Below are 13710 nucleotides of genomic sequence, written 5' to 3' on the forward strand. Positions count from 1 at the left end.
TTCCCAAGAACTATGAGGCTACTTCCATTCGTTTTCGTTTTTTGTTTTGTTTTTCAGATTTTTTCCCAGCGGCAAGAAAAAGTTGATTTTATCAGGGCGGATGCTGTTGTGACCCCAAGTTTTCAGGAAAAGGACTTAAAAGGTAGCGTATCGTACCATTTCGATGTAATGGAAAAAATAGATTCCATTTTTTTGGATGCAAAGAACATGGGTTTTTCAAAAGTCAAAATTAACGGAGAAAAAGTTCGATTTGAATATGACAACAGTAAAATCGTCATTCGGGAAAGCTTCGAGAAGGGAGATTCTAATACGCTTAGCCTCGAATACTCATGCAAACCAAAGCAAACCGTTTATTTTATTGGTGCTGATGATGATATTATTGGCAATGAAGAAATATGGACCCAAGGTCAAGGTAAATATACCAGTCATTGGTTGCCCAGCTTTGACGACATGAATGAAAAGGTAGAATTTGACCTTACTATTCGAGCAGATTCGGCGTATACTGTAATCGCTAATGGACTATTGAAAAAGAAGTTTCCCAAGGAAGGAATGACCGCATGGAGCTTTGATATGTTCAGGCCCATGAGCAGCTATCTCGCAGCCTTTGCCATCAGTGATTTCGAGAAGAAAGTCACGTATTCTAAATCTGGTGTGCCCATCGAATTGTATTATGAGCACAAAGACAGCCTCAAGGTTGAGCCGACCTATCGCTATACCAAAGAGATCTTTGATTTTTTGGAAGATGAAATAGGGGTGCTTTATCCTTTCCAGAACTACAAACAAGTGCCCGTACAAGATTTTCTCTATGCAGGTATGGAAAATACCACACTCACCATTTTTTCAAACCAGTATGTGATTGATTCCACCGCCTTTGTGGACAAAAATTACGTCAATGTCAACGCCCATGAACTGGCCCACCAATGGTTTGGCAATATGGTCACTGAAGAAAGCGGCAAACACCACTGGCTTCATGAAGGCTTCGCGACCTATTACGCTTATTTGGCAGAGCAGCACCTGTTTGGCGACGATTATTTTTATTGGAAGCTTTATGAGACCGCCAAAACCCTGCATAACCTTTCTGAAAACGGTGATGGTGAAGCACTGGCGGACCCGAATGCGAACAGCTTGACCTTTTATGAAAAGGGGGCGTGGGCCTTGGTAATGCTGCGAGAAAGGGTAGGGGAAGAAGCCTTTAAAGAAGGCATCAAAAATTATCTCAACCGTTTTGCGTACAAAAACGTGACCATCGAAAAATTTTTAAGTGAAATCAAGCAATCAGGTGGACAAGGCTTGGAAGATTTTCGTGAAGACTGGCTTGAGAATAATCAATTTCTTTTTAGTGAGGCGAAAACCTTTCTCAAAGAAAAGTCTCCTTCCTTAAAATTATTGTTCGAGCTTGAAGAAGAATTTGAGCGAATACAGAGCGATGATGTCGACTTTTGGAAGTATTGGAACGCCAGCACATCCATCCCCTTTAAAAAATACAATCTCCAGAAGTATTTTCGAATATTGCCAAAGGATTTGGTCTTGCAGGCGATGAATTCAGGGGGATTAAAATTACGACAGGCCATTGCAATCGCTGCGCAGGATGCAAAACAGCTTCCTAAAGCGCAATTTGAATCCTTGCTCAATGATGCCGGTTATGTGACCAAAGAAAATGCGTTGCTGAAACTTTGGGCATCTTATCCAGAAGACAGAACAAAATACCTTGATGCGACCAAAAACTGCATCGGCCTTCCCAATAAAAACATACGATTGCTTTGGCTGACCTTGGCCTTGGTGACCGAAGGGTACCATCCTGCATCCAAAAAAGCATATTACCAAGAATTGAATGGCTACACAGCTGCCCATTTTAATTTTGAGGTACGGCAATTGGCCTTTCAATATCTTAGTGAAATTTCGGCTTTCAGTGACGAATCGATTTTGAACCTCTTTGACGCCACCGACCACCATGTTTGGCAGTTTCGAAAATCTGCCAGAAATTTATTGAGAGCGCTGGCCGACAAAGAAGTGGAGCGGTTTGATGAAATCATGACAACGATATCTGAAGAAAAGCAATCAAGAATCAATAAAATACTAGCGAATTGAGGGCATTGGTCATTTCAGGTGGTGGTAGCAAAGGAGCTTTTGCTGGTGGTGTAGCCCAATTTCTTATTGAAGAGGCCAAGCACCACTATGACCTTTTTGTGGGCACTTCAACAGGCAGTCTGCTGATTTCGCATTTGGCATTGGGCAAGATTGATAAAATCAAGAACATTTACTCATCGGTCAACCAGGACAGTATTTTTGATAGTTGCCCATTTCTAATCAAAAAGAGGCACGGTTCTGAAATCATTGCGATGAACCATTGGAACATCCTTAAAAACCTTTTGAAAGGCAAGAAAACCTTTGGCGAGAGTGAAAACCTTCGGCGGCTTATAGGTGAGAGCATTACAAAAGAGGAATTCGATACCTTGAAAAACGGCTCTACCGATGTGGTGGTCACGGTATCCAACCTTTCACTGAACCGGGTCGAATACAAATCCATCAAGGATTATTCATACGAAGAGTTTTTGGATTGGATATGGATATCCTCCAACTACACGCCTTTTATGAGCTTGGTTCGAAAAGATGGGTGTGAATATGCAGATGGCGGATTGGGAAGCCTTGTACCCATTGAGGAAGCCATAAAACAGGGTGCGACAGAAGTCGATGTGGTGGTATTGCACACCGAGGTGAGTTATTACAACCGGATGCCCTCCCGAAACCCCTTTGAGTTGATTACCACGATGATGGGCTTTATTCTCGACCGTATTGAGAACCAGAACATACGGGTAGGCAAACTGGTGGCTAGTCAGAAGAACGCGATTATCAACATTTATTATACGCCTACGATTTTGACCACCAACTCCTTGATTTTCAACAAAGAGAAGATGACGCATTGGTGGATGCGCGGCTATCTGTATGCCAAGAACAAAAATTCAGAAAGTATGCCGATACAGCCTGAAATACAGGAATGAAAAACGAAAAGCATTTTCCATGTTTATTAGTTTTTGAAAGTACGCTTGGTTTTTATTGATAAACGTATAAACTCATCAACACTTAAACTCACTTTTCACCAAAGTTCAGAAACTTCCTTTTTAATATAGGCCAAGGCAGCTGAAGAAGGTGATTGCTTGTCCATGGTCTGGTTGAGTATATCTTCCCGTAGTTTGTCTGCGGAATCAGACTCGCTCATACCTGCGGAACGAATGATTTGTATAGTCGCATTTTTAGCAGTTTTGATAATGCTCCAACATTCGTCGCTCATATAGATTTGTTGCGAAAGGTTGTGCTCAAATTCATTTTCAATATTCTTGATCAACAGATTTTCATATTTCGCCTTGTCTTTTGATTGTGGTGCTACTCGAACTACTAGGCTGTTGAGAGCAATACGCTCCAAGAACAGTACCATGCGCTCATAGGCCTGTAGTCGGATGGGCAACGCATCTTTTTGGGCATCTTTCTGCAATAAAAAACGGCGCCGGCCATCCTCATTTCGAGTATGCAATCTAAAAAAGTAAAAGGCAACAGCCCCGGTCACTACGGCTGGCAAAAGAAATGCAAAAAGTTGAAAGATGTCGTCTCCGGTCATGGTTTGTTCTTTGGTTTGAATAGCTAACGGGTGAAACGCACAAAAATTATATTCGGATGCTTACCGCACATCTTTCTTGACCATGGTATAGAACTTTTCATGGTTGGGTTCAAGACGAAGGTTGATGCCTTCCTTAAAATTGCCATCCTTGACAATAATTTTCATATTTTCTGGGGCTAAGGCGTGTGATTTTACCAAGGTGGCCGCAACTGCACTGACCTGTTGAAAAGTAAGGTCAAACTCACCCGTGATGTTCAATCCTTCAACCACTAATACCCGTTCAGGTGTTGACTTTGCGATTTGGGCAATCTTTGCCAACCATTCATTGGCAGCATCGGTGATTTTTGTTCCACTTTCACTTCCAAATAAAGAAGACAGCGAGTTTGAGATGACAATATCACCACCGGCCACACCGATTTGTGAGCCATCGCCCAAAATCTGTTTTGACCTTGTCAATAAGGCTATGGCCGTTGAATCATTGGTCGTGAAGGCATCATTGATGGCACTCAGCTGTTTTTCCCTTGCTTCAAGTCGCGCCAATGCGCTATTGGCATTCTCACTGTTCTTTTTAGACAGTTCTGAAAAGCCACTCAGGTTTTTGAGCAGGGTTGCATTGGCGTCACGTAAACTGGTGTTTTCTCTCTTCAGGGTCTCTGCTGAGGCCTCGGCCACTGATATTTTTCGGGTAGCCTGCGATAAAGCCTGCCGCGTGGTATCAAGCTCCAATCGCAATGAGGCAATATCAGCCAGAAGTTCTTTTTTCTTTTGGGAAAAGGAAAAAGAAAAACATCCCAAGAACAGTAACAGAATTAGAAGCGTAGTTTTTTGCATGGGTTCCATTTTATGCGGTTAATTTTCCAAACGGGTGCAAAGGTAATTATTTTGTCAAGTTCGGAGTGAAAACCTTTGTGGCTAACAAGGAAAGAGCTCAGAAGCACTAAGGGACATTTTCCAGAATATTAAAAACTCTTCCTTAAAAGGTTTCGAGTTTAGGGTTTCAGGTCAGTCACTAAAAACAATAGAAACCAGAAACGAAAGAAACTTGAAACTACATATTCAAATAATCCAACGTCAGTTCGGTCATGGCCTTTACCCCCAAAAGCATTCCTGCATCATCAATCAAAAAATCGGGCGTGTGATGCGGATAGGGTGTTTCATTGCCCGGGGTCATTCCCCCTAAAAAGAAAAAGAACCCGGGAACCTCCCTCTGAAAATAGGAGAAATCCTCGGCACCGGTAATCGCTTTTTGGGCCACGACATTTTCAGTTCCTGCAACACGCTTCAGGGTGGGCAGCATCTTTTGGACCAGATCAGGTTCATTGTATGTGATGTCGGTAGCATCCTTGATTTCGCAGGTTGCCTCACCTCCGTAGGCCTTGGCGATAGTGGCGACCATCTCCTTCATTCGTTTGTTAATGTGGTCTTTCATATCATAATCCAGCGTTCTAATGGTACCAATCATCTCGGCACTTTCCGGTATGATGTTAAAACGCACTCCACTCTTGATTTTGCCCACAGTGATTACGGCCGCTTCATTGGTCAGATTCGATTCACGACTGATGATGGTCTGTAGGCCATCAATAATTTTGGCACTGATAAGAATCGGGTCAACACCACTCCAAGGCTGCGAGCCATGGCTTTGTTTTCCCTTGACATTGATGGTGAAACTTTGGGCTGCGGCCATGGTACCACCAATTTTAAAGCGTATCATTCCCACAGGGGTCTGTGAGTTGATATGCAGCCCGAAGATGGCGTCCACGTCTGGGTTTTTAAGCACGCCCTCTTTGACCATCAACAAAGCACCACCTTCCTCACCCGGTGGCGGACCTTCCTCGGCTGGCTGAAAGATGAATTTGACTGTTCCGTTGATTTTGTCCCTGTTATTTGAAAGCACTTCGGCCACACCCATCAAAATGGCAGTATGCGTATCATGGCCACAAGCATGCATCACGCCTGTTTTTTCTCCCAAGAATTCAGCGGTAACGATTGATTTAAAGGGTAAATCGTTGCGTTCGGTCACTGGCAGGGCATCGATATCGGCACGAAGCGCCACGACTTTACCATTGTCCGTACCGCTTCCTTTTAGAACACCAACAACTCCGGTATGGGCGACTCCTGTTTGCACATCAATGTCCAATGACTTCAGATGGTTGGCAATCTTTTCAGCAGTCTTGAACTCGCGGTTGCTCAATTCAGGATTTTGATGGATGTCATGCCGCCATTCAATGACCTTGTCTTCAATGGCCTCGTACTCTTTTTCTAGATTTGGACCTTGTGCACAAACGGATAAGGTCAAAATACTTAAAAGTGATGTAGTCAATACTCTCATAGTCAATAGTTTAAAATTTTATCAAGCGATAGCCTTCGTTTTGTAGTTGAATCAAGGCGGTCATGGCCGAAAGTGCCAGTTGTACATCGGGAAGCAACTCTTGCTTGGGGAAATCTCGTGATAACGAAGATTGTCCGCAAAAAATGACCTCAACCCCTGCATCCATCAATTGGTTGACCATATCGGCATTGGGGTTGTCAACACCATATCTTTTTTGGTAGGCGGCATTCGTGATGATATCCTTTGATGCTTTGTTGTGTACCACAAGCACTACTTTCATTTTTTCAAGTGCCATGCCGCTTTGGGCATGCATGTTCAAAAAACGGGCAGCGGTTTCAATAGTGGAACTACGGGCTGAATGGTCTTCAGGACTGTTCATGATATCAAAGACCACTTTGAACTCAGTGTTGGGGGCAATGTCGTAATCAGGATTCGGTATTTCCCAAACGTTGCCATAATCTTTTATGATGGGTCCGGCCTTTTTTTCTTGGCAATAGAGAGCTATTGTTCCCAATACACAAATTAGAAACAAACTTTTGGAGACAACTTTCATTTTTGGTCAGCGACTTTTCTGGTGTAATATCCGTAGAAACATAGGGCCGCCAGTATCAACCAAATGAGCCGATATAGCCAAATGCTGATTTCCATTCCGAAAAAGGTAGAAGTTTCAGATTCGCTGAAAAATGTATACACAACATTGATGAGCGCTAAAATCCCAACAACAAGGTTCAGGTACTTCATAGAAAGATTTTAATTTCTAAATATATTTAAAAAGGGGCATATCGGTAACAAACTGTTCAAAAGTATTGATGGCAACATTTTTTGAAACTCCAATTAATGGCTAATTTCACTTTTTAGTTTAAGAAGAGTTCATGTCGTATTTGGATGAATTGAACGAGGCGCAACGTAAGCCTGTACTGCATAAAGACGGGCCTCTGATGGTTATTGCAGGGGCAGGTTCTGGTAAGACCCGCGTATTGACCTACCGTATCGCCCATTTGATGGAACAAGGCGTCGATAGTTTCAATATTCTCGCACTGACCTTTACCAACAAAGCGGCCCGTGAGATGAAAAAGCGCATTGCCGATATTGTGGGCAGTTCAGAGGCAAAAAACCTGTGGATGGGCACCTTTCATTCCATTTTTGCACGCTTGCTTCGTTATGACGGGGATAAACTGGGCTTCCCCAGCAACTTTACCATCTACGACACCCAAGACAGCCAATCGTTGATTCGCTCCATTATCAAGGAGATGGGTCTTGATAAGGATATCTACAAGTACAAACAGGTGCAGCACCGCATCTCCTCCTATAAAAACAGCCTCATTACGGTAAAGGCCTATTTTCAGAATCCAGAACTGATGGAAGCTGATGCGATGGCCAAACGGCCCCGCTTGGGTGAGATTTACCAAAATTATGTGGATCGTTGTTTTAAGGCGGGTGCCATGGATTTTGATGATCTTTTATTGCGGACGAATGAATTGCTCAATCGATTTCCAGAAGTACTCAAAAAATATCAGGAACGGTTCAAATATATCTTGGTCGATGAGTATCAAGATACAAATCATTCACAGTATTTGATTGTACGGGCTTTGGCCGATCGCTATCAAAATATCTGTGTGGTCGGTGATGACGCCCAGAGTATCTATTCCTTCAGGGGTGCTAACATCAGCAACATTCTCAATTTTCAGCGTGATTATGATGATGTTTCGGTCTATCGATTGGAACAGAACTACCGTTCTACCAAGAATATTGTGAACGCAGCGAATTCAGTCATTGCGAAGAACAAAGACCAGTTGGAGAAAGTGGTTTGGACCGCTAATGACGCGGGCAACAAAATCATCATCCATCGCAGTGACACCGATGCAGAAGAAGGTCGGTACGTTGCGGGTTCCATCTTTGAAAACAAGATGCAGCAACAGATAAGAAATGGTGAGTTTGCTGTGCTGTACCGAACAAATTCACAATCTCGGGCCATTGAAGATGCTTTGCGAAAGCGCGATATACCCTATCGTATTTATGGCGGACTCTCTTTCTACCAACGTAAGGAGATCAAGGATGTCTTGGCCTATCTACGGCTGATCGTGAATCCACAAGATGAAGAGGCTTTAAAACGGGTCATTAATTTTCCGGCACGGGGTATCGGTCAAACCACCATTGACAAGCTTACCGTAGCAGCCAACCATTATCAGCGCTCCATTTTTGAGGTCATGGAGAATTTGGACAAAATTGATTTGAAAATTAATTCAGGTACCAAAAACAAGCTAAATGATTTTGTGACCATGATCAAGAGCTTTCAGATCATGAATGAAGCTTCGGATGCCTTTACCTTGGCAGAACATGTTGCCAAAAAAACTGGACTATTGTTGGAGTTTAAGAAGGATGGCACCCCCGAAGGCATTGCCCGGATGGAGAACATCGAAGAATTGCTCAACGGTATCAAAGATTTTGTAGAGGGCCAAAAAGAACTGGCCGATGCCGAGGGAAGCCTCACCGAGTTTCTGGAAGATGTGGCCTTGGCCACTGATATGGATAAAGAAATCGGTGACGACGACAGGGTCGCTTTGATGACCATTCATCTGGCAAAAGGATTGGAGTTTCCCTACGTCTATATTGTGGGGATGGAGGAAGATCTTTTTCCATCCGCCATGAGTATGAATACCCGAAGTGAGTTGGAGGAGGAGCGAAGGCTATTCTACGTGGCATTGACACGGGCCGAAAAACAAGCGTATCTCACCTACACCCTCAACCGATATCGCTGGGGAAAATTGATTGACGCCGAACCCAGCCGATTTTTGGAAGAGTTGGATGAACAGTACATTGAAAACCTGGTGCCCGTTAATGACGGATACCGTTACCAATCAATGATCAAAGATGACATTTGGGGTGAGGTCGACAAGACCAAACTACGTCAGGTAAAACCAAAAAATGGGACACCGCCACAGATTCGAAAACCTGATGAGAACCAGTTGCGACGGCTTCGAAAACTAAAACCGCAACTATCGCAACCTTCAAAAAGCAAGAATCCCATTGACCCAAATCTCACGGAAGGCAGTTTAGTGAACCATACCCGTTTCGGTAGGGGTAAAGTCTTAAAAATTGAGGGGGTCGGCAATGACAAAAAAGCCGAGATACATTTTGAGCAGGGTGATGTGAAAAAGCTGCTCTTACGGTTTGCAAAATTGGAGGTCTTGGAAAGCTAAACTCGCATTTTGATTTAGGTAATCAGCGAAGTAATTCGTACTTTAATTAGTGCAATTACTAAAGTATTGGCTGAATTCATCAAAATATACGAAGAGAACCCCAATCCGAGGGAAATCAAAAGAGTAGTCGATGTGCTGCGCGACGGCGGACTGGTCATTTATCCCACCGATACAGTGTATGGCTTGGGCTGTGACATCACCAATACCAAGGCGTTGGAGAAAATCGCCCGCATCAAGGGAGTAAAACTCGAAAAGGCAAATTGGTCATTTGTCTGCGCCGATTTGAGCAATCTTTCCGATTATGTACGGCAGATAGACACCCCAACCTTTAAAATATTGAAAAGGACACTGCCCGGACCGTATACGTTTATCCTTCCGGGCAATAATAACCTCCCCAAAGATTTTAAAAAGAAAAAGACCGTAGGTATTCGAATACCCGATAACCGTATCGCCAGAACCCTGGTCGAGCGGTTGGGCAATCCGATTGTGTCTACATCCATTCATGATGAAGATGAGGTCATTGAGTACACAACCGACCCTTCGTTGATACATGAAAAATGGGATAATCTCGTCGATATAGTCATCGATGGGGGGTACGGTGATAACGTGGCATCGACCGTGATAGACCTTTCTGAAAGCCAGCCCCAAATTGTTCGTGAGGGAAAAGGCTCTTTAGATATTCTTTAAATCAAGACCTTCGCATAATAGCTGTCTTATTGATTTGGCTTCAAATTTTCTTCCTTCTTGAAAATTTTATGTCCTCATAGCCAAGGTTACTGCGGGATAAAATTTCCTTCGGGCGTTGTACTTTCTTGCCAAATCGATTCTGCAAAGGTCTCGAACCAAAAAAGCGACCCAACTGGGTCGCTTTTTATTATTTCTGTTATCTAGAACGGATTAGTTTCTACCGCTTCCGCCTATGGCCGGGTCTTTCATGCCTTCTTCAATCATGCTGTAGAACTGATCTAGCTTGGGCAGCACGACAATGCGGGTTCTTCTGTTTTTTGCCCTATTGGCAGCAGTATCGTTACCCACTAATGGCACATGATAACTACGGCCTGCCGCAGTCATTCTTGCAGGCTCTACGCCAAAGTCATTCTGAAGGATCCTGACAATTGAAGTGGCACGCTTGGCGCTCAAATCCCAGTTGTCCAATAACACTCCGCTTCTGTAGGGCACATTATCAGTGTGGCCTTCTACCATAAACTCAAAATCAGGCTTGTTGTTGACCACTTTGGCCACTTTGCCCAATACTTCTTTGGCGGCGTTGGTGACATTATAGCTTCCGCTGCTGAAAAGCAGTTTATCTGAAATCGAAACGAAGACAACACCTTTCTCAACGCTTACTTCGATATCCTCATCATCCAAATTGCCCAACACACCTTTGAGGCTCTGTACCAATGCAAGGTTTACAGAATCTCTACGGGTAACGGCATCTTGTAATTTTCTGATGGTCAAATCTTTTTCACGAAGGCTTTCCAAAGACTTTTCCAAGTTATCGGCACCTTTAGAAGTCAACGTGGTCAAATTGCCCATGTTGTTGATCAGCTCCTGGTTATTGGCCTTCAAGAAAGCGTTCTGGTCTTGAAGGGTCTGCAACTGAGATTCTGAAGCAGCTTTTTCTTCAAGACACGTGTTCAATTTGACCGTCGCAGAATTGAGAAGGTCTTGGGTTTCTTTTTGTTTTGCCTCCAACTCAGCATATTTTTTCTGAGATACACATGAAGACAATAATACGGCAACACCTAAGGTTGCTAACATCAATTTTTTAGTCATTATCATTAGTATTTAATGGTTATTCGTTAACGTTGTGAGAATTTCGTGGCAAAATTATAGAAAATGTGAACCAGCAAAATTCATGCATCGTTAATCTTTTGCTAAAATGTTAAAATTCTTTACTCCATTTACGAAGTGCGCCCACACAATGGATTTCGTTGTGTAGTATTTTACCAAAAAATTAGTTTTTTCACGTTTTTCGTACATTTTTGGAAAATTACCGTAAAAACTGGCGTGCGCCTTAAATACTGCAAGAAAGTGCCTTGGTTTTAATTGCGCCAAAAAACGTGCTGCGGCAATGCCATCAAGCAATAGGCGTAAAAAGACTATGGGCAATGCCTTTCTTTTCGGAAGGTTTTTGGTGATGGAATACAAAGAGTTTCTGAAGTTCAAAAATGTTTTCTTTGGATTCATGTTGCTCAAGGTTGACCCGCCAAGATGGTAAATGTGGCTTGATCCCACATAATACACTTTGCATCCTTTATTTTGTGCACGCCAACACAGGTCAACTTCTTCTTGATGGGCGAAATAGTCTTCATCAAATCCACCCAAAGCCCAAAAAAGTCCACTTTTGATGAACATACAGGCACCGGTGGCCCAAAAGATTTGCTTGATATCGTCGTATTGCCCCATATCTTTTTCAAGAGCTTGAAAAATGCGCCCACGGCAGAAGGGATAGCCCAATTGGTCAATGAACCCGCCGGCCGCACCTGCGTATTCAAAATGACCGGGTTTCTTTAAATCAAGGATTTTGGGCTGTATGATTCCAACATCTGGTAGCTCAGAAAAAGCCTTTTTGATTGGGTCGAGCCATCCTTCGGTTACCATCACATCAGAATTGAGCAGGCAATAGATATCTGCCCTGATGTCTTTCAGCCCATCATTGTACCCTTTTGCAAATCCGCCGTTTTCTTCATTTTGGATGATTTGTATGGATGGATATTTTTCTGACACAAAGTCCACGGAACCATCACTGCTGGCATTGTCGATGACATAGATATCCGCATTTTGGGAATGCTTTATGACCGATGGGAGGTACTCTTCAAGCAAATGCACCCCGTTCCAATTCAATATGACGACCGCAATATTCAAAACGAGCGCAAAATAAATGAATTTTAAAGACTTAAATTCATTTATTTCAGATTCACGGATTCCCGGGAACGACATTTCAATAGGAACCCGATGCAGTGCATCGGGGAATGTCTTTGATTAATGGCTAAAATCAGGAATTTCCTTTAAAAAGGTATATTTTTCATTGGCCCCATCCATTTGACAGTAATAATGCTCCAATCCATTGGTTATCATCAAGAACTCTGATTGCAGAGGCATGTTATAACGTGCAATTTGGTCAAAGGTATTTTGGGTGATACCGACTTCGGGAGCTTTGCATTCGACCAAAATTCTAATGCTTCCATCTGGGTTGAATACTACAATGTCATACCTTTTTTTGAGGCCGTTCAGCATCAACTGTTTTTCAACATTGATATGGCTTTTCGGATATTTCTTAGTTTTCATGAGAAACATCAAAGCGTGCTGTCGTACCCATTCTTCGGGCTGTAGCACCACATATTTTTTACGGATGTCATCAAAAATCCACACCTTATTTTCGCTACTTTTGAAACGGAAATCGTATGTAGGAAAATTGAGTGTCTGCATGCCACAAAAATGACCATTTTTTCTGAATGGAAGCCGTTCGCCAGATAGCCAAAGACATTAAAGAGCGAAAATTGCACCCGATTTACTTTCTGATGGGTGATGAGCCTTATTATATCGATAAAATCGCCGCATACATTTCTGAGCACGTGCTCACTGAAGAAGAGCGGGGCTTTAACCACATGGTGCTATACGGTAAGGAGACGAGTGTTGATGAGATTGTGGGCAATGCAAAGCGTTTTCCAATGATGGCAGAACATCAGGTGGTGATTGTAAAAGAGGCGCAAGAACTCTCACGCACCATTGAAAAACTGGTGCACTATGCTGAAAATCCGCAGGTAAGTACCGTTCTGGTCATCTGCTACAAGTATAAAAAACTTGACAAGCGAAAAAAGCTCTACAAGGCCATAAAGGCCAATGGACTCCTTTTTGAAAGTAAAAAACTATACGAGAACCAAGTGGCAGACTGGATTCGTAGATTTTTGAGCGGAAAGGGGTACTCCATCTCCCCAAAGGCCAGTGCGTTATTGGTGGAGTTTTTGGGCACCGATTTGGGAAAAATCAACAATGAGCTTGAAAAACTGTTTTTGGTCACCGAGAAAAATACCGAGATCACCTCTGAGTTGATTGAACAGCATATCGGCATCAGCAAAGATTTCAACAACTTTGAACTCAAGAAGGCAATCGGCGAGCGTGATGTCAAAAAAGCGAGCAGAATTATCAATTATTTCGCCCAAAACCCCAAAGAAAACCCTTTTGTGGTGACCGTAACCCTGTTGAACACCTTTTTCACCCAACTGTTGCAGTATCATGGACTCAATGACCATTCTGCCAAGAACGTATCAAGTGCATTGGGCATCAATCCCTATTTTGTTGGTGAATTTCAGACGGCCGCAAGAAATTATCCCATGAAAAAAGTAAGCCATATCATCGGCTATCTGCGAGAACTAGATCTCAAAGGAAAAGGATTGGGCGCATCGAACTTATCGCAGGGCGATTTGCTGAAAGAGCTTTTGATAAAGGTCTTTTGATTTATTAACTCATTTAAACTTTTCAATTGGCTAAAAAATTGGTTTTTTTCACCCACTTTTTGCCTTTTTTTCCTTTCGTAGCCTAGCTATGCAACTCAAAAAAGTCTT

At 42.9% G+C, this 13710-nt stretch carries 13 protein-coding genes; 5 read left to right on the forward strand and 8 right to left on the reverse strand.

The features are described from left to right. Window positions 1-12 precede the first annotated feature (12 nt). The gene (locus AAAH86_RS03910; RefSeq protein ID WP_343486193.1) at window positions 13-2088 is read left to right on the forward strand and encodes a M1 family aminopeptidase; all 2076 of its coding nucleotides are present in this window, start codon (window positions 13-15) and stop codon (window positions 2086-2088) included. Then, window positions 2085-2999: a patatin-like phospholipase family protein gene (locus AAAH86_RS03915; RefSeq protein ID WP_343486194.1), complete on the forward strand. Its 915-nt coding sequence runs from the start codon at window positions 2085-2087 to the stop codon at window positions 2997-2999. Before AAAH86_RS03910 ends, AAAH86_RS03915 begins: the two co-directional genes overlap by 4 nt. Window positions 3000-3094: 95 nt before the next feature. Here AAAH86_RS03915 and AAAH86_RS03920 read toward each other — a convergent pair whose 3' ends face one another. The 5 genes from AAAH86_RS03920 to AAAH86_RS03940 all read right to left on the reverse strand — a co-directional run bounded on the left by AAAH86_RS03920 (window position 3095) and on the right by AAAH86_RS03940 (window position 6683). After that, window positions 3095-3613, reverse strand: coding sequence for a hypothetical protein (locus AAAH86_RS03920; RefSeq protein WP_343486195.1), 519 nt, complete (start codon window positions 3611-3613; stop codon window positions 3095-3097). A gap of 60 nt (window positions 3614-3673) precedes the next feature. Continuing rightward, on the reverse strand, window positions 3674-4444 hold the full coding sequence (locus tag AAAH86_RS03925; protein WP_343486196.1) for a hypothetical protein: 771 nt from the start codon (window positions 4442-4444) through the stop codon (window positions 3674-3676). A 217-nt stretch (window positions 4445-4661) separates the two neighbouring features. Continuing rightward, window positions 4662-5942, reverse strand: coding sequence for an amidohydrolase (locus AAAH86_RS03930; RefSeq protein ID WP_343486197.1), 1281 nt, complete (start codon window positions 5940-5942; stop codon window positions 4662-4664). Between the two features lie 10 nt (window positions 5943-5952). Beyond that, the gene (locus tag AAAH86_RS03935) at window positions 5953-6456 is read right to left on the reverse strand and encodes a DsrE family protein (protein WP_343486198.1); all 504 of its coding nucleotides are present in this window, start codon (window positions 6454-6456) and stop codon (window positions 5953-5955) included. Between the two features lie 35 nt (window positions 6457-6491). Continuing rightward, window positions 6492-6683 carry a hypothetical protein gene (locus AAAH86_RS03940; RefSeq protein ID WP_343486199.1) on the reverse strand — a complete coding sequence of 64 codons (192 nt, stop codon included), beginning with the start codon at window positions 6681-6683 and terminating at the stop codon, window positions 6492-6494. 131 nt (window positions 6684-6814) lie between these two features. On the opposite strand from AAAH86_RS03940, the gene AAAH86_RS03945 reads away from it, so the two are divergent. Together AAAH86_RS03945 and AAAH86_RS03950 are read left to right on the forward strand one after the other, a co-directional pair. Then, complete coding sequence (locus tag AAAH86_RS03945) at window positions 6815-9142, forward strand: UvrD-helicase domain-containing protein (protein WP_343486200.1); 2328 nt, start codon at window positions 6815-6817, stop codon at window positions 9140-9142. Window positions 9143-9208: 66 nt separating this feature from the next. Further along, complete coding sequence (locus AAAH86_RS03950; protein WP_343486201.1) at window positions 9209-9829, forward strand: L-threonylcarbamoyladenylate synthase; 621 nt, start codon at window positions 9209-9211, stop codon at window positions 9827-9829. Window positions 9830-10039: 210 nt separating this feature from the next. Here the strand turns inward: AAAH86_RS03950 and AAAH86_RS03955 are convergent, their stop codons facing one another. From AAAH86_RS03955 to AAAH86_RS03965, 3 genes are all read right to left on the reverse strand, one after another. Continuing rightward, window positions 10040-10903, reverse strand: coding sequence for an OmpA family protein (locus tag AAAH86_RS03955; RefSeq protein WP_343486202.1), 864 nt, complete (start codon window positions 10901-10903; stop codon window positions 10040-10042). A gap of 105 nt (window positions 10904-11008) precedes the next feature. Next, window positions 11009-12010: a glycosyltransferase family 2 protein gene (locus AAAH86_RS03960; protein ID WP_343486824.1), complete on the reverse strand. Its 1002-nt coding sequence runs from the start codon at window positions 12008-12010 to the stop codon at window positions 11009-11011. A gap of 117 nt (window positions 12011-12127) precedes the next feature. Continuing rightward, window positions 12128-12574, reverse strand: a complete 447-nt coding sequence (locus AAAH86_RS03965) for a type I restriction enzyme HsdR N-terminal domain-containing protein (RefSeq protein ID WP_343486203.1) — start codon at window positions 12572-12574, stop codon at window positions 12128-12130. Window positions 12575-12600: 26 nt separating this feature from the next. On the opposite strand from AAAH86_RS03965, the gene holA reads away from it, so the two are divergent. Then, window positions 12601-13602: a DNA polymerase III subunit delta gene (gene holA / locus AAAH86_RS03970; RefSeq protein WP_343486204.1), complete on the forward strand. Its 1002-nt coding sequence runs from the start codon at window positions 12601-12603 to the stop codon at window positions 13600-13602. Window positions 13603-13710: the final 108 nt, after the last annotated feature.

The sequence above is a fragment of the Allomuricauda sp. d1 genome (genome assembly GCF_039592695.1).
In the GTDB taxonomy this organism is placed as follows: Bacteria; Bacteroidota; Bacteroidia; order Flavobacteriales; family Flavobacteriaceae; genus Flagellimonas_A.

What these genes read in the sequence shown, in the direction of transcription:
- AAAH86_RS03910 (WP_343486193.1), top strand. Translation starts at nt 13, where the DNA reads ATGAGGCTACTTCCATTCGTTTTCGTTTTTTGTTTTGTTTTTCAGATT.
- AAAH86_RS03920 (WP_343486195.1), bottom strand. Translation starts at nt 3,613, where the DNA reads ATGACCGGAGACGACATCTTTCAACTTTTTGCATTTCTTTTGCCAGCC.
- AAAH86_RS03925 (WP_343486196.1), bottom strand. Translation starts at nt 4,444, where the DNA reads ATGCAAAAAACTACGCTTCTAATTCTGTTACTGTTCTTGGGATGTTTT.
- AAAH86_RS03930 (WP_343486197.1), bottom strand. Translation starts at nt 5,942, where the DNA reads ATGAGAGTATTGACTACATCACTTTTAAGTATTTTGACCTTATCCGTT.
- AAAH86_RS03940 (WP_343486199.1), bottom strand. Translation starts at nt 6,683, where the DNA reads ATGAAGTACCTGAACCTTGTTGTTGGGATTTTAGCGCTCATCAATGTT.
- AAAH86_RS03945 (WP_343486200.1), top strand. Translation starts at nt 6,815, where the DNA reads ATGTCGTATTTGGATGAATTGAACGAGGCGCAACGTAAGCCTGTACTG.
- AAAH86_RS03955 (WP_343486202.1), bottom strand. Translation starts at nt 10,903, where the DNA reads ATGTTAGCAACCTTAGGTGTTGCCGTATTATTGTCTTCATGTGTATCT.
- AAAH86_RS03965 (WP_343486203.1), bottom strand. Translation starts at nt 12,574, where the DNA reads ATGCAGACACTCAATTTTCCTACATACGATTTCCGTTTCAAAAGTAGC.
- holA (WP_343486204.1), top strand. Translation starts at nt 12,601, where the DNA reads ATGGAAGCCGTTCGCCAGATAGCCAAAGACATTAAAGAGCGAAAATTG.